The organism is Latilactobacillus parasakei (assembly GCF_049674265.1).
Classification (GTDB): Bacteria; Bacillota; Bacilli; order Lactobacillales; family Lactobacillaceae; genus Latilactobacillus; species Latilactobacillus sakei.
Window position 1 is genome coordinate 1,616,741 of sequence record NZ_CP186861.1, and the last position, 21,167, is coordinate 1,637,907.

A 21,167-nucleotide genomic window follows, 5' to 3' on the forward strand; every position below is an offset into this window, starting at 1 on the left:
TTTTTAGATGGTAACACAAAAGATAAATGCGGCAGACGCAATGTTAAAAGTCATGGCAGACTGGGGAATTGACCATATTTTTGGGTTACCAGGCGGCTCATTTGATTCAACGATGAATGCATTGCATAACCAAAAAGCAATTATGCGCTATATTCAAGTTCGTCATGAAGAAGTCGGTGCTTTAGCAGCTTCAGGTGAAGCCAAGGTGACTGGTAAAATTGCGGCAACATTTGGGTCAGCTGGCCCTGGCGCAGTTCATTTATTGAATGGGCTTTATGATGCCAAGTACGATCACGTCCCCGTTTTAGCATTAGTCGGCCAAGTGGCAACTGGTGTCATGAATACTGATTATTTCCAAGAAATGAATGAAAATCCAATGTTTGCGGATGTGGCAGTCTATAACCGGACGGTCATGACGGCTGAACAATTACCACTAGTTGTTGACCAAGCGATTCAACAAGCTTATAAACATAGTGGCGTAGCAGTCGTGACAATTCCAACGGATTTAGGCTGGCAACCAATCGATGATCACTTCGAAGCAACTGCTAACCTATTCCAGATGGGGAATTATCCAGAACCCCGCTCAACGGATATTCAACAGACCCTACAATTAATTAAAGAAGCTAAACAACCTATTATTTATTTTGGTCAAGGTGCTAAGGCAGCCGGCGATGAATTAGTGGCGTTATCCGATAAATTAAGTATTCCAATGATGTCATCAGCCCTCTCTAAAGGGATTGTTGCTGACGAAAATCCAGCTTACATGGTTTCAGCAGGTCGTGTTGCGACTAAACCTGGGGTTGATTTGGCAGAAGCGGCCGATTTAATTTTATTTGTCGGCAGTAACTACGAATTTGGCCAATATTTCTTCAAACCAGATGCGAAGTTCATCCAAATCGATATTGATCCAACCAAACTTGGCCATAGACACCATGTTGACGTTGGCATTTTAGCAGATGCGAAAACAGCGTTAGCGGCTTTGCTTGAAGCCAGTGAACCGGTATCTGAAAAGACAGCCTTCTACCGTGCAGCAGTCGCTAATAAAGCTAACTGGGATCAATGGACCGCTAGTTTTGAAGATGATCCACAAACACCATTACGGGTGGAACCAGTCTTTAAAGAAATCAATCAGATGGCTACCGATGACGCTATTTTCAACTTAGATGTGGGGAACGTCACGATTGATGGCGTCCGCTTTTTGAAGATGAAACCCGGCCAAAAGACGACGATTTCAGCTTGGTACGCAACGATGGGGGCTGCTTTACCAGCTGCAATCGGGACCCAAGCAGCCTTCCCTGATCGCCAAGTTTGGTCAATCAGTGGTGACGGTGGCTTCACGATGGTGATGCAAGATTTGATCACGCAAGTTAAATACCAAATGCCAATTATCAACGTTGTGTTGAGTAATGATTCATTTGGTTTTATTGAAGCAGAACAAGATGACAAGGGCCAACCACATTCTGGTGTTGCCATTCAAGGTGCAGATTACGGTGCCGCCGCAACAGCATTAGGGGCACAAGGGTTTACGGTCCGGACGTTAGATGAATTGAAGGCTGCTTTTGCAGCGGCTCAAAAACGCCAAGGACCAGTTGTGATTGATGTCAAAATTGCTAACGAACGGCCTTTACCAGTTGAACAATTGGTGATCGATGATCAGACGCAAGATCCTGAGGCAGTTGCTCAGTTTGTTGAAAAATATCGCGCACAAGGATTAAAACCTTTTCGGACATTTTTAGGATGAGCGACTAAAAAGTTAAGATTTCTTAAATCAGACCATCGGCGGACTACTCAGAATTTAAATTGTGGTAAATTAAAGATACATTATCGAGGGAAAGGAATTCGGCGGATGAGCAGAACAATTTCAAGACGTTTAATTAGTACGACTTCTCTGATGGCCCTAATTGGGAGCATTGCATTAGCCATTTACTGGTCACGACTAGGGCTTTTTAACAACACAACAGCCTTACAAGCGTACTTGGGCCACTCCGTACTCATCGGCCCGATTATTTTCATCACGATTCAGATTATCCAGGTTGTGATTCCGGTGATTCCGGGCGGGATTAGTACCGCCGCAGGTGTTTTAGTTTTTGGCCCGCTATGGGGTTTTATCTATAACTATGTCGGCATTGCAATCGGATCAATTTTTAATTTCCTACTGGCGCGCCAGTTTGGGAAACCATTTATTCTCCACGTCATCAACGAGAAAACTTATGATAAATATATCGGCACGATTACGGAAAAGAAAAACTTTGCGCGCTTTTTCGCCTTAGCGATTTTCCTACCGGTTGCGCCCGATGATGTCTTATGTTTGATGGCCGGTTTGACCGAAATGTCATTGAAGAAATTCACATGGATTATCATCTTATGTAAACCAGCATCAATTGCAGCCTATAGCTTCGCACTAGTTTACGGCGGTCAATTCTTGATGAATCTATTCTAAAAAGAGTGTGTTTGAAACGGTTTGGCTTTGAGCATTAGCATAACTCGGCGGATAACTGCTGTAAGCAGTTGTTTGACGAGAGACGCTAAGCACAGAAGGCAGTTTCAAAAAGCACGTTTTAAAATTTTGAATTCAAAAAAGAGGTTGCGACAAAAATTACTTTTGTCGCAACCTCTTTTATTTAATTAGTAACATTTTTCTTTTTAAGTCCAATACCTGTAAAACCACTCAAGATTGAGAAGATTGGTGAGAGGATACTGAAGAAACAAAATGGCAGGTAGCTTAGTGTTGGTACGCCGAGTGTGTTAGCGGCGAAAACGCCGGCAACGCCCCAAGGGACTAAGTAGTTAATAACGGTCCCGCCATCTTCGAGTGCGCGGCCAAGGGCCAAGTTGCTAAGGTTTGATTTTTCGAAAGTTGATTTAAAAGCTTTACCTGGCAGGATAACAGAAAGGAATTCTTCACCGATAAAGAGGTTAACGCCAATCCCAGAAGCAATCACCGCGCTGATCAATTGACCAGGTGTTTTGAGGTGGGTCGCAAGGGGGGCCATCACGCGTTCAATTAAACCGAGTTTCATCAATAAACCACCAAGGGTCAACGTCATGATGATCAAGGCAACTGTGCCCAACATGCTATTAATACCACCACGCGTGAGAAGCGCATCGATACTTTGATTGCCGGTATGAGCGACGAAGCCATTTTCAATCAAGTTGGCGATTGTTTTAAAAGAAGTGTGTGGATGATGGCTGAAAATTAAGCCGATTGAAACGGCGATGTTTAAGAATAACGTTGGAATAGCAGGCATCTTTAAACGCGCACAGACGAAAATTAAAATAATAGGGAGTAAGGCCCAGAGGCTAACGTCGGTATGCGCCTTTAAAATGGCAACTGTTGTACTGATTTTGGTCAACGGAATATCACGAGATGTATGACCGATAATCGCGTATAGCACTAATGAACCAACGAAAGCTGGTACGGTCGTCCACATTAAGTTTTTGATGTGGGCAAAGAGATCTGTTTCAGTAACTGCAGCCGTTAAATTAGTTGATTGAGAGAGGGGTGAAGATTTATCACCAAATATTGCCCCGGAAATAATTGCGGCTGCGACAATCGTTGTATCTAATCCCAGTGTGGCACCAATTCCGAAAAAGGCAATTCCGACCGTTGAAATAACGGTAAAGGCACTCCCAATTGCACTCCCGACGAGGGCGCAAACGACGAAAATGGATGGAATAAACCAGTGGACATTGACCATCTGGAAGCCCCAAACCATTAAACTGGGAATGACACCAGCAGCAATCCAAGTACTGATCAAGGCACCGACGAGAATGAAAATAATGATGGGAATTAGACCACTTTTTAAACCTTCTTCAATTCCTTCATGAATCGTATCCCAGCTAAAGTGACGCCATCGCGCCCATAACATCAAAAGGGCGATCCCAGTGAGGACCGGGGTTTGAGGAGAGAGCTGGAAAATAATAACGCCGGTTCCCATAATAGCCAGGAGAATGACGAGGACTAATGTTGCTTCGAATAAACTAATTGATTTTTTTGACATATTAACGCATCCTTTTTAAGTTTTATCTGAAGTTGTGCGTCATAGGACTGATAACGAAGAATACCACCACATGCAAGATGCCTTAACATGAAAAAACCTCCCTTTGGTTAAAATTAGTTGAAACGCGCTATTGAAAGTTACCTTCAATAGTATTTTGCATAAAAAAAGTCCCTACTCGCATCTGCGAATAGGGACGATTGGAAACCGCGGTACCACCCAGTTAGCGCGCCAATTTAAGACAACACGCCACTCTTACAGGGGATAACGGTCCTGTTAGTTAGCCGAAGTCCTCATTCAGTATTTCACGACATTTACCCTGATCGGTTCGCAGCAACCACCGACTTCCTGACACACAGATAAAGCATTACTTGGTTTGAATGAGATGACTTATTTGATTGTCCTCAATTTACAGGAGTCGGAAATAAAAGTCAAGTCAGAAATTTGAAAGAGTCGTAAAATAAATATCGTAAAAGAGTATCACTTACTTAGATCATCAGCCAAATAATTGAAATGTTAACAGAGGTCTATGTGCTTATTCGTGGAAATAATCATCTCAACTGCAGATAAATCAAATTGAATGAATATCACGAACAAATTGGTATATGTAAAAATGGTTTACATGTATCGAAAAGATGGTATTATAAAAATAAAGAAAGTGCTTCGCTGGAAGCGGATGGATTTTATATTTATTCCGCTAAATTGGAGGGACTATTATGAAAAAATTGATTGAAATAATAGCTACTATTCTAGTCTTAGTTATTTTAGAGTTATTTGTCTTTAGATTTATCACAGATTTTAAAAATACATTGATAATGGTTACTGTATTAGTAATTATTATCATTTTAAAAGAGTATATTCAAAAGAAACAAGGTAAATCTAATCCTAGTTAACATAATGAAAAAATCTTGCACAGTCCTTGTAAGGACACACGTTTCAACATATTAATTTATGAACGATGCGTGGTGTAGGACTGGCCTATTTGGCTAATAGGACTCTCAAGTCTAATAACGTAGTAATTATAATAGATTTTACGATATAACATAGTATAAAGTTCGTTGTAGTGCCATTTGTGTTAGTAGAGGTTACTGTAAAATCTGGTGTAGTGGTAATAATACGCACTATAAGAGTTCGACTATTTATAATAAGCATACTAGATGCAATGCTTCTAGGAAATGAGTTGCGATACAAAATATGATAATAATGGGGATTGAGTCAGTTGAATAAACTAAAAGAACAGCTTAACAAACATCCGTACCGTAGTTTATTAACAATCGTATCAATATCAAGTTTTGTGGGAATACTTATAGAATATGCGATAAATGGCGATTTTATAAAATCAGGGTTTTATGGGACGCTTATCTATGTAGTTATTCAATTGATTATTTTTAAGATACAAAAGAAGTAAAACAGGATATTAAAAGCAATTTCTAAACAAAAAAATGATCGAGGACCCCAGATAAAATGGAGAACCTCGATCATTTTTAGTTTAGAAGAAATTAATATCCTTAAAATTATAGCTGTAATCAATTTGGTAATCTTTTTCGTTTAGCGGTGTTAATTGCGCAAATTTTTGTTCGAATTCATCCAAAGGTAAACTGGTCCAGATTCTAAAACTGTGATCGTCGTAAGTGGCCCAATCGCAAATTTTGGTTAAGTCGGGATAGTCGCGCAAATCCGGAATGGTCGTCCCTAGAAAATGAAGGATGTAATCGTAAGATTCTGATTGTTCTGGAACGGTTGAGAATAAATGAAAGTAATCACGTAACGCCATACGAACACCATCTTTCTAGCAATAGGAATTGATGGCTATTATTATAAAATATTTAGTGGTCTACCACAATTAATATGCTTGTTCTTAAGACAAATATAAAAAATCCCTTGGCTGAGACAGGGCATTAACGTATGATAAAGGTAGCAAATACCAAAGGAGACGATCGGTTGAATATTCAAACAGAAATCGTACAATTAAGACGTTTTAGCGCTAGTGATTTAGCGGTGGTCTACCAAATTGGTTGTGAAAAAGAGATTGCGACGCAACTCAACATGCCGCCGTTTCAATCTGAGCATGAAGCGCAATCTTTTCTGACGATGCTCCAGTCTGATGAACATTCATGGGCGATTGTGTCTAAAAAATCTGATATGGTCTGTGGGATAATGATGTTGGCGCCTAACCTAGCGCAAGATGATATCACTGTTGAGTCGTACGAACTTAGTTTTGCAATCTTGCCGCAATACCAGCGACAGGGCCTGATGACAAACGCATTATCTGCGGTGATGAATGCTTATCACGATGACCTACATATTACGAAGTTTATGGCGGCTTGTTTTATTACCAATCAAAAATCAGCCCGTTGTTTGCAAAAAGTGGGCTTTACCACTGCTTATCAAACGCAACTGCCAGACTATTTAGGTGGCGAGTTAGTGCAATATTACCAATATAATTTAGCTTAAAAAGGATTTCGATAAAAAAATCACAATTGAAATGAGAACCCTTTAAAAAGCGCGGTTAAATTGGAAAACCTGTGGTATAATCGGGATTGAAAGACAAATGGGGGTTATCAGATGGCAAGTGAAAATGATCAAGCCTTTGCAAGAAAATTAGCGCAAATTGAGGCAGATTCGAAGTTAACAATTTTATCTAGCATGAATCAAAGCAGCGATGATGAGGTTAAACAGTACGTTGTCTATACGGACTATCGTGAAGGTGGTCAGCGGGAATCAACGAACTCGATTTTCGTGTATACACCATATGCGAATGTCGATAAATTTGGACATTCAATAGTTGATTTTCAAGCGCAACTCTTGTTTGAAACTAACAAATGGAAAAATGAAATGCATATCACTGTTTTGGAGACATTGGGTGCAGCTTCACGTTTAGCAGTTTATGATTACCAAAACTTAGGATTAGCACAATTGGCAGTTAAAGCCTTTTGTAACTTAGCCAACAAATTAGAAATTGAAACAATCGATGGCAATATCAGTACGTTTGATCGCGAGAGTTTTAACAAAGTCGAACACATTTTAACTAAATATGGATTTGAAGTAAAAGCGGCCCCAGGTGCGGCTTCGGGGACGTTTGTTAAAAGGAGATAGACTAGTATGCAACTGACACGAGCATTTGAACAGGCAACGTGCATTATTGTGTTATTGGCAACTCAAGATCCTGAACATACGATTTCGTCAGAAGTGATTCATCACCGCTTAGGCGGCTCGCAAACTTATTTACGCAAAATCATTCGTAAGTTAGTGGTGGCTGGCCTTGTAAAATCGGCTTCAGGTAACAGTGGTGGCTTTACTTTAGCAAGACCAGCTAGTGAAGTGTCAATCTACGATGTGGTTTTGGCGACTGAAGGTCAGATTAAGTCGTATCCGGATACCGGCAAGTTAGATACGGTATTCAACGATTTTCAACCGGTCGCTAAACAAGGGACGTTGATTATTAACGCTGCCTTCCATAAGGCAGATATGTTATGGGCGAACGAACTAAAGAAACAAACTGTTTCAGGTTTAATCGTCGAAACGATGGGTCATCCTGATATTCCGGTCATTGATTGGAACCAATCGGCGGAACAACGGGAATTATTAATTCAAAAGATTATTAAAAATCTAAAATAAATTAACTTATTAATCGAAAACAGGCTAGAAGGGACTTCCTTCTAGCCTGTTTTTTTTGTCTTTTTCACAGAGTTTTTAGTAATTTAACTCACGAGGTTAAATGGGATTATCTAAAAATAAAAAATAAAATGTTATTATTTGCTGAAATTGTAATATTTATTGAAAATTAATTTTCAATAAAAGGTGATGAAACGTTGGTAAATTAACAATCTTTATTTTCACTAATTTTTCGATAGTGGATATTACTTATACTTTATTTAATAAACGATTATATTATTAAATATTTTTGAAAATAAGTTGTTTACAATCAATTATGGGGGTGATATACTAATCTCGAAAAGGTTAATGACGTTACTTTTCAAGGGATTAGATGGTGAGAACGTCGGATTTTTTGACAATGTTAATTAGATGATAAAAGAAAATTTAAAGAATAGAGGTCTTTGTGATGAAGATTAGTACATTATTATTAAGCGGTTTAGTAACAGTAGCGGGTGCAACAATGATTTCAGGACAAACTGCCTTCGCAGCAGATGCCCCTAAAAATGAAATCGCAACGGATGGTCAAAAAGGGACTTCCGTTGTAAAAGCACAACTAACAGGTAGTAGCACAGTTGAATTAACAGCTGTTCCTGATTTAGATTTTGGAACGAAAGAAATTACGGCTTCTACATTAGATTTAGCCCAATCAGCTGATGGCACTGTTTCAGTTGCCGATGCTCGTGGGACTGGTGCGGGTTATACAGTTGATGTTGCACTGACAACACCATTTACAGATGCAAGCAGTCATACACTTGAAAACTCAACATTAACATTGAAGAATGCAAGTGGTATTAGTACTGATAACGCAGCGCACACTGTAGCGGATACAAAATCAGTTGATTTAACAAATGATAGTGCTAAAAATATTATCACTGCTGGTAAAGATCAAGGGTTAGGGAACTGGAACTACAAGATTAGTGGTTCAAATCTTCATGTTTTAGCTGGCGCATACGCTGGTGACTATACTGGTCAATTAACATGGACGTTAACCGCAACACCAAAAGCATAATTCACCCCTAATTTGAGATAGCGTTTTACAATGGTTATAATAGTAGTAACAGCTCAATAATGAGCTGTTACCTCAGTTGATTTCCAGGTTGAAATCACTTGAGGTAACAGTTAATTAATCATTTGAGAAAAGCTGCTCAAGGAGGACTGGCAATGCGTATTAATAAAACAATACAATTTTTAGTGCTAGGTATTAGTTTATTGCTAGGAATCTTGGTGGTAGTTAGCCCAACAAAGGCAGCAATTGACCCAGTACCAGCACACATTACGAATATTGAGAATTTATTCGCAGCCCCACCAAAAGGTTCTAACAGTAAAGTACCAGTTGATGGGGTGACCGTCATCAATCCAGCCGCCAACAATCAGTCGGGGGCTATTTGGTCTAATCCGGATAATCGGATTGATTTGACAAAAAGTTTTGATTCATCAATGTTGCTTAATTTTGGTGACAGTGGTGCTAACGCCGCTGATGGGATGGCTTTTGTCATGCACGGCGATAGTCGTGGAACGAGTGTCATTCAACCGAATGGTAGTGGGCAGCAACTAGGTGTTTGGGCTGAACCCCAAAGTAGTAGTAGTGCAAAACCAGATTTGTCGACGGCAATCCAAAATAGTTTTGCGGTCGAGTTTGATACATTTAATAATAAAAACTGGGATGCTAAGAATTTTAAGCAGAACTGGCTAGATTTCTCCGTAACGCAACTAACGACTAATCACATTGCCAGTGGTTTTCCGGCTCAAGAGGGCACCTATACTTCGGGGACTAATGGGTTAGGACTTCTAACGAGTTATACGACAATTATGAATCACAGCAATCTGTATGAATTACCAAAGAATTCATATTTATCAGATGGTAAGTGGCACCAGTTCAGAGTGACTTGGGATCCAGATAAACACCTTTTGAGTTACTATTTTGACACTGTCTTAAGAGGAACTGCCACAATCACCGATTTGAATAAAACTTTCGGTGGGACGAACGTCTACTGGGGCTTTACTGGTAAAACTGGTGGTAGTAACGAATTGAATCAAGTCGCCTTTGAAAAAATTTCGAATATTCCACTCACATCACAAAATTATAAAGTGTACCATGAAAATGGTGATGCACTAGGTGCTGAGGTAACGAAGGATAACCCAGCGAAACCTTTAGAAGAACTAAAAGGGGTTGTCACAATTAATAATGAACCAACGAGTGGTTCTGATTGGAAACAAGTTGGTGTGCGTTATATGGCTGAAGGAACGGATACTTCTCAGGGTGTCTCCTATGTTGCCGATGATTTAGCGATTAATAACAAATTAGTATCGAAAAATAAAGTTTCGACAGGTCTTTTTAAGACGCCTGCTATTGATTTAAATGGTAATACACTGACGCCGCATGATGCGACTGAAAGCGACTTTTTTGGACCGATTGGTGATAATAAATATAGTACTGGGGTTAATATGGGCGATATTGCTAAAAATAGTACGTCTAAGATTCAGTTTACATTAACTGCTTTTGACCCAACACCAACTGATGGCACGACCAATTTAGGCCGTAAGTATGAGGTTAGTTTGGATGGTAAGATGGCCCGTGAATCGACCGAAAAGGCCGTTTACGTCACAAGTGTCCCTAAGCTTGTCTTAGATAAAAAGTGGACTGATCCAACCAAAGAAAAACCAATTGCACTTGATAAGAATCAACCGATTGATCTGACCGGTTCTTGGTCGCAATCATCAGCGACTGGTAAGATTGATAGCCATGCACTAGGTACGTTGCATTATTCAATTGACGATGGTGCAGAAAAGACCATCGCGCAAAATAATGTCGGCCCTAAGTTGGTTAGTGGGATTCCAACGGTTGGTTTATCGTTGAATGATACGCATAAATTGACGTTTTATATGACTAATGCGGGTTATAATGAGAAATCTGAAGTGGTTACCGTGTATTTTAAATTAAAGGGCGGGACGCTTTTATTAGATAAGGTCAAAAATGAAATTGGGTTTGCGCCCGTGACAGTTGGTAAGAATACGATTAATAAGCGCGATAATACCGATTGGGCACCAACTGTGGCCGATACACGCGGTACCGGTTCACGTTGGGACTTATACGCCAGTTCAACAGGTTTGACGCGGACGACAGATCATAAGCAGCTAGACGGCGGTCTAGTTTATGTTGATGGTCAAAAGACGACGGACGTCACCGTAACCCCTCAAAAAATTGCCTCTAAAACAACGACATCAGATGATGACATTACACCGATTAAGTGGGATGATAATCAAGGGATATTGTTAAAAGTGAATGCAGGGGCCTATGCGGGTGATTACACAGGGACCATTGATTGGACGTTAGGTAATACACCGGCCCCTTAAGATAGAGGAGATTAGAAAATGACATATTTCAAAAAATGGCTTGGGTTATTAATGGGCGTGTTGGCAACGTTTTTTGTGGCATTTACTGTCAATCAACAGGTTGTTCATGCTGAAAAGGTAACTTATTCGGTTGCACCAATCTATCCGGAAAATCAAACGGATAAGAATTTAGGCTATTACGACTTACGTGTGAAACCTGGACAGAAAGAGGAAGTATCAGTCGTCGTCCAAAATACTGGGAAAAAAGACCTTGAAGTAGATATCGCACCGAATACGGCGATTACTAATCAAAACGGCGTGATTGATTACAGTCAGTCCGATCCTAAGTATGATAAGACGTTAAAATACCCATTTACTAAATTGATGTCACCGGCGCAACGCTTGAAGGTGCCGGCCGAAAGTAGTCGGACAGCAACTTTTACTTTAAATGCGCCTAAGGCAACTTTTGAAGGTACCATTTTAGGTGGGTTCTATGTCTCGCAAGTTAAGCAAGATCAAGTTGAACAGGCTTTGGACCATAAGAAAGGGACGTCTTTGACGAATCGCTATTCTTATATCCTCGGTGTTAAATTGACGCAATCGGATCAAGCTGTGAAACCACATTTGCGTTTAAATCGGATTAAACCTGGCTTGTTGAACGGCCATACTGCGATTTTAGCGAATATTCAAAACACACAAGCGAACTCGGTTGGTGAAATGCAAGTCGATGCTAAGATTCGTAAGGTAGGTCAAAGTAAGGTACTCTATCAAAGTAAACAAACTGATTTACAGATGGCACCCAACTCTAACTTTGATTACGGGATTGATTTAAAAAATAAACCGCTCAAGGCTGGTCGCTATAATATTAAGATTAAAGTTAACTCGAATAAGGGCCAGTGGCTATTATCAAAGGATTTTGAAATTACGCAAAAAGAAGCTAGAAAATACAATGGCAAGGCTGTTGAATTGCCACAAAATAACTGGTGGTTATACGTGATTATTGGCATCATGGTACTCTTAATCTTGTTCTTACTCTTCCTATTATGGCGGAAAAACAAGCAAGATAAGACTGAAGAATAACGATCAAAAAGGGATGATTACCACTAGGTGATCATTTTTTTTATGATTAAAATTTGCATTGCGTCCAATGTTGACGGATGCGCTTTAATTCGATATACTACCTTTAACAAGATAAGAGGTCGCAAAAACCATCAGTCGTTATTCTGAACTGACTAAGCAGTGATGAGGAATAATTAAAGGGGAATTTGCCGAAATGTCAATTTGCTTATTCAAATTGATGTTGGGACTTGGTTGAATAAATCAAGGACTGTCGTAACGAAACGTTACGGGGCGCTATCAACGGTTAATATAAGGCTTATAGTCTTTTTGTCGTTTTTAGCAGACAAGAAGGCTTTTTTGTTTGCTGAATTCGCGGGTTGGTGCGATTTTCTTGAAATAATGGAGAAAAGAGCGGAAGTAGTATGGCAGAAAATGAAATGAAGCGGGAGTTAAAGACGCGGCATCTATCGATGATTGCGTTGGGTGGTAGTATCGGTACAGGTTTATTCGCCACAAGTGGGTCGGCAATTGCCAAGGCGGGTCCAGGTGGCGCACTACTGGCTTATTGTGGTATTGGGATTATGGTTTTCTTCTTGATGACCAGTTTGGGTGAAATGGCAACTTATTTGCCAGTTTCAGGATCATTTTCAACGTATGCAACGCGGTTTGTTGATCCAGCGTTGGGGTTTGCGCTTGGTTGGAATTACTGGTTTAACTGGGCGATTACGTTAGCCGTTGATGTCAGTACCGCAGCGTTGGTCATGCAATTCTGGTTACCGGATATGCCGGGCTGGATTTTTAGTTTAGTCGCGCTATTATTGATTTTCTTGATTAACATCACGAGTGTGAAATCTTTTGGTGAAACTGAATATTGGTTTGCGTTAATCAAAGTGGTAACAGTTATTATTTTCTTGGGCGTCGGTGTCTTAACAATTTTCGGTATTATGGGTGGTCATCGGACTGGCCTTAGCAACTTTACCATCAAGAAAGCGCCGTTTGTTGGTGGCTTACCAATGATGTTGAGTGTGTTCGTTGTTGCTGGGTTCTCATTCCAAGGAACCGAATTAATCGGGATCACTGCGGGAGAATCTAAAACGCCTGAAAAGAGTATTCCAAAGGCCATCAAACAAGTTTTTTGGCGGATTTTATTGTTCTATATCTTATCAATCTTCGTTATCGCTTGTTTAATTCCTTATACAAGCCCATCATTATTAGGTGCTAGTGAAACCAACATTGCGGTTAGTCCGTTTACCTTGGTCTTCAAGCGTGCTGGTTTAGCATCAGCTGCCAGCATCATGAACGCAGTTATTTTAACATCAGTGTTATCAGCTGCTAATTCAGGCATGTATGCTTCTTCAAGAATGTTGTGGTCAATGGCTGAGGATGGTTATGCCGCTAAGCTTTTTGCCAAGACAAATAAACGCGGTATTCCTGTCATGGCTTTGATCGGCACAACAATCATTGGGGCTTTAACCTTTATGACTAGTGTCTTTGGGACACGGATCTACCTATTCCTTGTGGCTGCCAGCGGTTTGACTGGGTTTATCGCTTGGTTAGGGATCGCGATTTCACATTATCGTTTCCGGCGCGCCTTTAAAGCGCAAGGGCATCAATTGTCTGAATTGAAATACCATGCACGATGGTTCCCATTTGGCCCAATTTTTGCTTTCTTACTCTGTGTGATTGTCATTATTGGCCAAGATATTCAAGCGTTTGCCCACTTTGATTGGACGGCAATCGGGATTAGTTACATGAGTATTCCGTTGTTCATCATTTTGTACAGTTATTACAAGATTCGCTATAAAACAAAGGTTATTCCATTAGAAAAAGTAGACCTTAGTAAACATCGTTAGATAATAAAAAAGGCGCCGAGACAACTGTCTCGGCGCCTTTTCATTATTATTGTTCTTTTGTTTTTTGACGTAGTTTGTAGAGCAAGTAAAGAATAATCAGGATGAGTAATAAGATACTGAAGCCAACAATCAGCCAGATGATGTTAATACTTTTCTTCTTTTCTGGTGATTTCAATTCATCTTTGGCGTTTTCTTTGAGTGTTGCTCGTTTGATTGTAAACTCGCTGCTAAAATGCCAAGTTTTCTTATCTGATTTAGCCGTCATGTCTAGTGTGTAAGTGCCCGCTTTGAGCGGTTCATCACCGGGTTCGATAGCATAATTGAAACTTGAATTGGGGGCCATCTCGAGGCCCTTTTTATGGCTGCTGTAGAGTAGTTTGTGGTTTGATTTGCGATAAACTTTAGCATCTACCTTAAGTGGCGTGAGGACCCAATTACTTTCGTTATAGAGGGTTGCTAATACGGCAGAATGTTTATTCGAGTCTAACCCAGCCGTTACCTTTTTTAACTGAAGTTTGGTGTCTGGTGTTGAAGAAGGTGTGGTACGAACGACAACCGGAATTTCAATCCCGTAATGATTGACGATTTGGGTTTTCTTGGTTGTTTGCTTTTGTTTTGCTGTCTCTTTTTCAACGTGAATGGCACCTAAGATAATCCCAGAATATGTTGTTGCGGGCATTTTGATGGGAATCGTCACATCTTTTTTGCTGTTAGCGGGGACCGTCACCTTAACGGCGGTCGGACTCAATTGGTTGAGTGTTTGGCCGCTTACTTTTTTTGTATTTGGGACATAGGCGATTTGGCCGCTATCGTTAGTCACGCCGTTACGGAGTGTAACGGTGTATGTTGATTGTTGATCGCTGGCGTTTGTGATATTAGCAATGAGGTGCGTATTTTGATTAGGTTTGGCTAAAATGTCATAGAAATCAGCTTCTTTAGTTTGTTCGGGGGTGTCGACCTTTTTAATTGAAAAATTAGCCGTGTCCGCCCAAGCTTTTGTAGGGGCTAAGAAGAAGAGCGCTAATAATAATGGGAGGAAAAATCGGAGCGATTTTTTCATAGAACCTTCCTTTCAGTGGGGGTATTAAAAAAGGCGTGACAAAAAATTGTCCCGACCTTTTATGAATTGTCTGTGATTAGTTGAAGTTAGAACTTGGAGTTGTAGGTGCAAGCGTCCAGTTAACATCCATGCTGATTGCTTTTGTACCATTCTTAGTTGCTTGACCAGCAGATAATGCCATTGTTGCATTTTCAACAGTAGCAGTTTGTTCGCCGAATTTTGCATCCGCAGTTTTAGTGAAAACAGCAGCAGGTGTTGCTGATAATAATTGACCATTGATCGTTAAATCAGCAACATCTGAATCTGTTTGACCAGAAATTGTCCAAGCTGTTTGTGAAAATGTTGTATCTTTCACGATGGCTTTTTCACCAGTCTTTTTCAAAGGTACTGACATGCCGTTTGCGTCGTATGCAACGTCGCCAAAATCAAGACTTTCAACGCTTGTTAAAGTTTGTGTCCCGTCTTTAATTTCAAGGGTTCCCACTGATTTAGCCGTTGTATCTGCGGCGTGAACAGGTGTTAGTTGGCTTAGCCCGACAACCCCCATAAGTGTTGCTGATGATACTGTTAACATTTTTACCAATTTATTCAAAATAGTGCCTTCTTTCATAATTATCTTTCTCTTGAAAGGAAATAATACCATACTAAAATGAAAAGATAAAGTATAAAGTCTATAACAATTTATATTATTGACTATACACGTACTGTCGTATACTATGAAACTAGTTGATGTCATTGAGAATTTAATTGAGGAACAATATGAAAATAAATATAACGACGATATTAAAGCCTTTATTAGTACTTAGTTTTATGATTTGCTTAATGCCGCTGCAAAAAAGTATGGCGGCGACCAATAACAGCGGGTTAATTCGAATGGGCAATAAAACCATCGAACGGCCCAGCCAACGTTATCCACTAGGGGTTGCCAGCGATGCGACAATCTTTGCCGGTGAAAACATGGTTGTGAATGGTAATAATACGCAAGACATGCAGGGTGAGTTTTATGCCGGGCATTTTTTGGTAGGGACTTCTGTTAACGATACTGAAGATAAGAATGAGTATCCGAGTTCGAAGGTTAATAATTTTACGAATGCGAAGATTGATTTGCCAACCAACTTAGATCCGTCCCTTGTCTCAGCGACCGCTTTTTCTAAATCTTTTACGAAGATTGTTGCCCGAGATGATAGTATGGTCGGTAAGAATAAAGAGGTTGGGCATTACGTGATGGGGACTTCTGCCAAAGATGATATCGCAGACAGCCAATTAAAAAGTATTCTGAACGATGATAATAAGGTGAAAGCCTTCAAAAATCGGGCCTATCAGTTAAATGGCAAGACCGCTTATTTAGGGGATATTAGTTATTTCAAAGACAATAAAGTGAGCACACAGTCTCAAGCGATTAGTAATGTGACCAACGTGAGTGATTACTATGCCAATTTGACTGCGACAGAATACGATGCAGACGGTAATATTACGGGTTACAAGGGTGATGTTCATTCTGATGCTATTAAGTCAGTGTCGCTCAATACTAAAGCGGTTAATGGTAGTTCGCTTGGTGTCGATTTAAATAGTAATGTCATTCAAGTTAATGTCGATATGGATACGACCAGCACGGATGTTGGGGTTGCAGTTGTTGATATTGATGGTGCTGCTAATGATGGTCTTTTCCAAAAAGCGGAAGGGATTTCCATTAATTTATTGAACTATACGGCAGGAAAACAAAAGATTCCATATATCATCTTTAATTTCCATAATTTTAAGACTTTTAATTTTAGTGCTAGTTCAACGTATAGTATGAGTGCGTATACGCCGGCTCAGATTAAGGCTAATGCGCCCGTGGATAATAAATATTATCCGCAAACAACAGCGCAGTATAATGCTCGGTTGGATTTAACGCCGGCCAATGATACCAAGGTCCGGTATAATTCAGCGGCGCATGTGATGAATAACTTTAATACGATCAATGGTGGGGACGACGCGGCGATTACGTTGAATTCTAACCGTGGCTCGGAAGAAAATTACTCATTTATTGGAACAATTTTAGCACCCCACACTAACATCATTATTCAAGGGGACTCCAAGTATAGTTTCGCCGGGAATGTCATTACAAATCGGAGCATTTATCTAGACGGGAACGTTGCGGTTGACAAGGCCTTTGGGGCGAACTTCAATGCGGATGGTAAATTCCCGGGAACGTCTGATTTGGAATCCACGACCAAAGTGCCACGGATTTTATCCGTGACCTTGCCCAACGGCGTTAACTTTAGTCCTGAAAATGTAGCGACAAACTACGTCTTCCAGTTTTCGTTGAATAATAATGTTGAGATTGATCCGGATTCAGAAACAATGCACCGTTTAGACGGTCGGGCTTTTAAAAATACCTTTTTAATCGATCAACCGGCAGGAACCAGTAATGTGTTATGGTCGCGGATGAATGATGGTAAGTGGAAAAAGTATGAGCCAGATGGTAAAAATCCGTTACAGCCTAATAAAACGAGTGAAGCGCAGACAGTCGAATTGTCGATTGCCGACGTTACCGAAGATCTAAAGACGAAAGACAACGTCGATAATTACGATGATCAAACCGTCTATAATGCCGGTTTGATTGACGGTGATTATGTTGTTGATGGTGTCGAAAAGGCCTTTATTGGTTGGCATTTATTGCATAAGAATAAATTTTCGTTTGTTGTCGCTAGTGCCTCTGACGATTTGTCAACGATGACGGCAAGCGAGATTAAGGCGAAGTACGATAACACGATTACCAATTACACCTTGAACGTGCATGGTGATTTATTGGTTAACTATCCAAAAGTGTTCGATTTTGGGACTTATACACTAGGGACTTCTGAACAAGAACCGCTCAGTATCGCTAAGGGCCAAATTAATGTTGAAAATCCGTTTTATATGAACTGGAAATTAGTTGTTAAGAATAGCACTTCTGGTGCCGATCTTGTTGATAATCCGTTATTACAAGATGATGCGACCGATTTTAACGTCCAACTGTATTCGCTAAAAACCGGGACGGACGATGATTGGGATGCAGGACAGATTTTAAATCTAGGTGATTTATTAAAAGGTCCAGAAACACCATTGTTAACATTGGATACCCAAAAACAATTATCGGGAGATGAGCAGTTAGATGCCATGCAACCGGCTAAATCAATGCCGTTTTATAAGAGCGATGTTAACTTGAAATTCCATAATGGCAAGGCAGATCAATATGCTAAACGTCCAGGCAAATATAAGTTGGAAGCAACTTGGGAATTATCGACATCTGATAAAGTTGTCGATAATACTGATTAAAAAAAGAACCTCGAGACAGCCGTCTCGGGGTTCTTTTTTTTAATCTTGATAAGGATCAGCGGCCTTAGCGTATTGTTGGAAAGGCGCTAAGCGGTGTGCAAATAATGCCGGAATTGTTACTAAGTGATAACCTTTGGCGCGTAATTGATTGATGAGAGCAGGCAAGGCTTTGATTGTTTCAGGAGCAGTTCTGAGTAAAATAACATCACCGCCAGTTGTCCGATCCATAACATTTTTGGTGATCTCAGTGGCCTTAATATCGGTGCGCCAATCTTCTGAATCAACCGACCAACTAATCAATGCGCGCTGACTGGCAGTCGCAATGGCTTTGTTAGAGGTGTCGGGAGACACGCGCATGAATCGGGGCAGTGCCCCCGTTGCTTTGAAAATTGATTGATCTGTTTTCGCAAGGTTTGCTGACAAATCAGCTTCACTCATTGTATCGATTGCATCATCGACAGTGTAACTTTGATTACCGATGGCTTGGTTGGCGGCACTTAATTTTTGGAGGACTTTTGGATGCGAATGGGCCGCCTCACCAGTTGGGAAGAAAGTAGCTTGCGCCGCTTTTTCATTAAGAATCGCGAGGATTTGCTTGGTCCGTACTGGTTCCAGCGCCGTGTTGAAAGTTAAAGCGACTGATTTAGATTTTTTCTTAGCGCTTGGCATCGTGTCATTTTCGGTGATGTAATCAGGATTTAGATAAGGGCCGATTGTCGCTAGTGGTAGCGTGATCTGCTTGATACCTAATGTATTTTTTGCGAACTGAAGCGTTAAACCGTGCTGTGAGAAAGAAAAATGCTGGTAGTTAACATCGGTTGGAAAATCGAGATTCTCCAAGGCTTTTAACTGTTCAGGTGTGTAGTTGTGTTTTTTAAGTTCTTGGTCAATGGCGAGCTGTTTAATCATCGGTAAGGTTGCGGCATCTTGGTATAAATCCTTGAAGGTCACGGGATGAGTTTGGTTAGCGAGATTATAAACGGCTTCTTGCCCTAATTGATCAGAAATTTTACCAAATTTAGTGCTGAAACGATGTTCGACACGGCTGTAGACTGCCCCAGTTGGTGTTAAGCAGTAGGTATCATCGTGCAAGTTGTCACCATTGTAGGTAATGTAGACAATAATATTTTTTTGTTTCTTTTGGAGTGCTTTTTGGTAGAGCTGTTCACCGATGCGCTGTTGTTGCCGCCGTAAATCAATGGCGTGGCCTTGTTGGTTTTTGGGAACGAAATAGTAAATTTTACCAGCCGGTTTTGTATCGGTATAGACGGCAAAGTTTGCATAGTTATTTTCGGAATGGGTTTGATAAGCTTTGAAAACTGTTTTTTGACTTGTTTTAAGTTGTGCCTCTGTTTGTTGATGGCTAAAATACTGGTTTTCGAAATAAATAATCGGTATTGCGATAAGTGTTAGAATAATAATAATAGTCTTTTGCCATGTTCGCATTTGAAGTCCCCCAAAGAATAGCTGTTATCTATCAGTATACTGAATCAAATGGGACTTTAAAAGGAATGTTCTCGCAATTGACGGGTTCTGGGAGTGGTACAGTCCAATAAGTATTAAAAAAATAATGCTAGTATAATAAAAGTTCATGTCATTTAACATTCACTCGGAAAAAGTGGAAAAAATATTTTTCTAAAAAATTTTTAATAACGTTATCATACGCTAACGTTAGCAGAGTCAATGATTCTAATTATCAATATAATAAAATAACAAGCGCAATAATGAGAAGACTTTGAGAATAGATAACGCACAACGTCAATACCAATAAGGTGTTAGGGTACAAATAACTAAATTTAAATTCAAAAAAATAAAATAATAATATTGTTATTGATTATTGTGTAATTTTTGTAATAAAAGCACGGGTCGATTTATGAGGACCTATTCAATCATATTAATAGTTTTAATGCTGAATAATCAGTGTTTTCAAGAATGTATACATTTATCATACATTTTTTTGAATATAGTAAATAGAGTCAAGCAAAGCAGTGATTGAATACTTTTTAGCTATTAAATTGATAAGCATTTAATAAGGCCAACGATAACTGAGAAACTTGTCTTTTCGGGATTTATGACCTAGAATAACCTTAAAGAAGTGAATGAATAATAGGCTTAAATACTATTAAATAACTAACTATTTGGGGGAAGTTCATAATGAAACAAACAAAATTCGCACTATTAGCAGCAGTTACATTGGCAGGCGCAACATTGATCAATGTTGCAGGGGTACAAGCAGCAACGGTTAGTGATAAGGTAGCTACTAAAGCAATACCAGCAAAAGCAACAACGACTGCTGAATTTACGGTTAAGGCTGGCCAATTGACATTGGATGCTGCACCTGATTTCCATTTTGGTGATGTTGATACAACTATCAATAACTTAAAGAACGATGACCTCCGACAAACAAGCAACACTGTTGATAATACTCATCATAATGATGGCCATACACAAACTGCTACACCAGCAGACGGTACGCAAGGTAATATTGATAAGGATGTTAATACGTTACAAGTGAGTGATTATCGTGGTGCTGGTAGTGAATGGACATTATTCGCACAACTTGGTGAATTTAAGAATATCGATACAAAGAGCAAAGGGACTGCAACCGGTGTTATCACAATTGGTAAAGGTGTTGATAATCTAACGACTACAACCATTGGTGAAGATGCACATGTCATCATGAATACCGCCAAGACCTTTAAAAATACACCAGAAAAATTAGGTGCTCAAACAACAACTGCTGATTTTAGTGCTACTGATGATAAGGTATCTTCACTTAAATTGAGCGAATTAAAGAACGTTGTGGCAGGAACTTATCAAGCACCTATCACATGGACTTTAATGGATGGTGCTCAAACAACTTTACCAACAGCTTAATTATCAAATTTTAAAGATTAGATCAGA

General features: G+C 39.9%; 17 protein-coding genes and 1 riboswitch. Of the genes, 12 read left to right on the plus strand and 5 right to left on the minus strand.

What is annotated here, in order from left to right; translation table 11 throughout:
* The first annotated feature begins 7 nt into the window (after positions 1-7).
* On the plus strand, positions 8-1,741 hold the full coding sequence (spxB, locus tag ACPBEH_RS08110; protein WP_424348850.1) for a pyruvate oxidase: 1,734 nt from the start codon (positions 8-10) through the stop codon (positions 1,739-1,741).
* Between the two features lie 105 nt (positions 1,742-1,846).
* Entirely contained in the window at positions 1,847-2,440 is a 594-nt protein-coding gene (locus tag ACPBEH_RS08115) for a TVP38/TMEM64 family protein (RefSeq protein WP_424348851.1), read from the plus strand.
* Between the two features lie 181 nt (positions 2,441-2,621).
* On the opposite strand, the gene nhaC is transcribed toward ACPBEH_RS08115, so the two are convergent.
* Positions 2,622-4,001 carry a Na+/H+ antiporter NhaC gene (nhaC, locus tag ACPBEH_RS08120; protein ID WP_424348852.1) on the minus strand — a complete coding sequence of 460 codons (1,380 nt, stop codon included), beginning with the start codon at positions 3,999-4,001 and terminating at the stop codon, positions 2,622-2,624.
* Between the two features lie 713 nt (positions 4,002-4,714).
* Between nhaC and ACPBEH_RS08125 the strand changes: the two genes are divergently transcribed.
* Complete coding sequence (locus ACPBEH_RS08125) at positions 4,715-4,891, plus strand: hypothetical protein (protein WP_424348853.1); 177 nt, start codon at positions 4,715-4,717, stop codon at positions 4,889-4,891.
* Between the two features lie 596 nt (positions 4,892-5,487).
* Here the strand turns inward: ACPBEH_RS08125 and ACPBEH_RS08130 are convergent.
* Positions 5,488-5,772 carry a hypothetical protein gene (locus ACPBEH_RS08130; RefSeq protein ID WP_424348854.1) on the minus strand — a complete coding sequence of 95 codons (285 nt, stop codon included), beginning with the start codon at positions 5,770-5,772 and terminating at the stop codon, positions 5,488-5,490.
* 167 nt (positions 5,773-5,939) lie between these two features.
* Between ACPBEH_RS08130 and ACPBEH_RS08135 the strand changes: the two genes are divergently transcribed.
* From ACPBEH_RS08135 to ACPBEH_RS08165, 7 genes are all read left to right on the plus strand, one after another.
* Positions 5,940-6,452 (plus strand): GNAT family N-acetyltransferase, encoded by a 513-nt coding sequence (locus ACPBEH_RS08135; RefSeq protein ID WP_424348855.1) that lies wholly within the window; start codon positions 5,940-5,942, stop codon positions 6,450-6,452.
* A gap of 111 nt (positions 6,453-6,563) precedes the next feature.
* Positions 6,564-7,094, plus strand: a complete 531-nt coding sequence (locus tag ACPBEH_RS08140) for a hypothetical protein (protein WP_424348856.1) — start codon at positions 6,564-6,566, stop codon at positions 7,092-7,094.
* A 6-nt stretch (positions 7,095-7,100) separates the two neighbouring features.
* Positions 7,101-7,616 (plus strand): Rrf2 family transcriptional regulator, encoded by a 516-nt coding sequence (locus ACPBEH_RS08145; RefSeq protein WP_424348857.1) that lies wholly within the window; start codon positions 7,101-7,103, stop codon positions 7,614-7,616.
* A 445-nt stretch (positions 7,617-8,061) separates the two neighbouring features.
* Positions 8,062-8,664: a WxL domain-containing protein gene (locus ACPBEH_RS08150; RefSeq protein WP_424348858.1), complete on the plus strand. Its 603-nt coding sequence runs from the start codon at positions 8,062-8,064 to the stop codon at positions 8,662-8,664.
* Between the two features lie 152 nt (positions 8,665-8,816).
* Positions 8,817-11,009 carry a lectin-like domain-containing protein gene (locus ACPBEH_RS08155; RefSeq protein ID WP_424348859.1) on the plus strand — a complete coding sequence of 731 codons (2,193 nt, stop codon included), beginning with the start codon at positions 8,817-8,819 and terminating at the stop codon, positions 11,007-11,009.
* Between the two features lie 18 nt (positions 11,010-11,027).
* Positions 11,028-12,068, plus strand: a complete 1,041-nt coding sequence (locus ACPBEH_RS08160; protein WP_424348860.1) for a DUF916 and DUF3324 domain-containing protein — start codon at positions 11,028-11,030, stop codon at positions 12,066-12,068.
* Positions 12,069-12,173: 105 nt separating this feature from the next.
* Positions 12,174-12,351: riboswitch (Lysine riboswitch) on the plus strand.
* Positions 12,352-12,469: 118 nt separating this feature from the next.
* Positions 12,470-13,900 carry an amino acid permease gene (locus ACPBEH_RS08165; protein WP_424348861.1) on the plus strand — a complete coding sequence of 477 codons (1,431 nt, stop codon included), beginning with the start codon at positions 12,470-12,472 and terminating at the stop codon, positions 13,898-13,900.
* A gap of 46 nt (positions 13,901-13,946) precedes the next feature.
* Here the strand turns inward: ACPBEH_RS08165 and ACPBEH_RS08170 are convergent, their stop codons facing one another.
* Together ACPBEH_RS08170 and ACPBEH_RS08175 are read right to left on the minus strand one after the other, a co-directional pair.
* Positions 13,947-14,960: a DUF916 and DUF3324 domain-containing protein gene (locus ACPBEH_RS08170; protein WP_424348862.1), complete on the minus strand. Its 1,014-nt coding sequence runs from the start codon at positions 14,958-14,960 to the stop codon at positions 13,947-13,949.
* A 76-nt stretch (positions 14,961-15,036) separates the two neighbouring features.
* Positions 15,037-15,552, minus strand: coding sequence for a hypothetical protein (locus ACPBEH_RS08175; RefSeq protein ID WP_424348863.1), 516 nt, complete (start codon positions 15,550-15,552; stop codon positions 15,037-15,039).
* A 167-nt stretch (positions 15,553-15,719) separates the two neighbouring features.
* Between ACPBEH_RS08175 and ACPBEH_RS08180 the strand changes: the two genes are divergently transcribed.
* A complete protein-coding gene (locus ACPBEH_RS08180; protein WP_424348864.1) occupies positions 15,720-18,263 on the plus strand; it encodes a hypothetical protein in 2,544 nt (847 codons plus the stop codon).
* Positions 18,264-18,302: 39 nt separating this feature from the next.
* Here the strand turns inward: ACPBEH_RS08180 and ACPBEH_RS08185 are convergent, their stop codons facing one another.
* Positions 18,303-19,709: a polysaccharide deacetylase family protein gene (locus ACPBEH_RS08185; protein ID WP_424348865.1), complete on the minus strand. Its 1,407-nt coding sequence runs from the start codon at positions 19,707-19,709 to the stop codon at positions 18,303-18,305.
* A 708-nt stretch (positions 19,710-20,417) separates the two neighbouring features.
* On the opposite strand from ACPBEH_RS08185, the gene ACPBEH_RS08190 reads away from it, so the two are divergent.
* Positions 20,418-21,140: a WxL domain-containing protein gene (locus ACPBEH_RS08190; protein ID WP_424348866.1), complete on the plus strand. Its 723-nt coding sequence runs from the start codon at positions 20,418-20,420 to the stop codon at positions 21,138-21,140.
* Positions 21,141-21,167 lie beyond the last annotated feature (27 nt).

Excerpts from the sequence above, each read along its gene's own strand:
- spxB (WP_424348850.1), top strand. The coding sequence starts at position 8 with ATGGTAACACAAAAGATAAATGCGGCAGACGCAATGTTAAAAGTCATG.
- ACPBEH_RS08115 (WP_424348851.1), top strand. The coding sequence starts at position 1,847 with ATGAGCAGAACAATTTCAAGACGTTTAATTAGTACGACTTCTCTGATG.
- nhaC (WP_424348852.1), bottom strand. The coding sequence starts at position 4,001 with ATGTCAAAAAAATCAATTAGTTTATTCGAAGCAACATTAGTCCTCGTC.
- ACPBEH_RS08125 (WP_424348853.1), top strand. The coding sequence starts at position 4,715 with ATGAAAAAATTGATTGAAATAATAGCTACTATTCTAGTCTTAGTTATT.
- ACPBEH_RS08130 (WP_424348854.1), bottom strand. The coding sequence starts at position 5,772 with ATGGCGTTACGTGATTACTTTCATTTATTCTCAACCGTTCCAGAACAA.
- ACPBEH_RS08140 (WP_424348856.1), top strand. The coding sequence starts at position 6,564 with ATGGCAAGTGAAAATGATCAAGCCTTTGCAAGAAAATTAGCGCAAATT.
- ACPBEH_RS08145 (WP_424348857.1), top strand. The coding sequence starts at position 7,101 with ATGCAACTGACACGAGCATTTGAACAGGCAACGTGCATTATTGTGTTA.
- ACPBEH_RS08150 (WP_424348858.1), top strand. The coding sequence starts at position 8,062 with ATGAAGATTAGTACATTATTATTAAGCGGTTTAGTAACAGTAGCGGGT.
- ACPBEH_RS08155 (WP_424348859.1), top strand. The coding sequence starts at position 8,817 with ATGCGTATTAATAAAACAATACAATTTTTAGTGCTAGGTATTAGTTTA.
- ACPBEH_RS08160 (WP_424348860.1), top strand. The coding sequence starts at position 11,028 with ATGACATATTTCAAAAAATGGCTTGGGTTATTAATGGGCGTGTTGGCA.
- ACPBEH_RS08165 (WP_424348861.1), top strand. The coding sequence starts at position 12,470 with ATGGCAGAAAATGAAATGAAGCGGGAGTTAAAGACGCGGCATCTATCG.
- ACPBEH_RS08170 (WP_424348862.1), bottom strand. The coding sequence starts at position 14,960 with ATGAAAAAATCGCTCCGATTTTTCCTCCCATTATTATTAGCGCTCTTC.
- ACPBEH_RS08180 (WP_424348864.1), top strand. The coding sequence starts at position 15,720 with ATGAAAATAAATATAACGACGATATTAAAGCCTTTATTAGTACTTAGT.
- ACPBEH_RS08185 (WP_424348865.1), bottom strand. The coding sequence starts at position 19,709 with ATGCGAACATGGCAAAAGACTATTATTATTATTCTAACACTTATCGCA.
- ACPBEH_RS08190 (WP_424348866.1), top strand. The coding sequence starts at position 20,418 with ATGAAACAAACAAAATTCGCACTATTAGCAGCAGTTACATTGGCAGGC.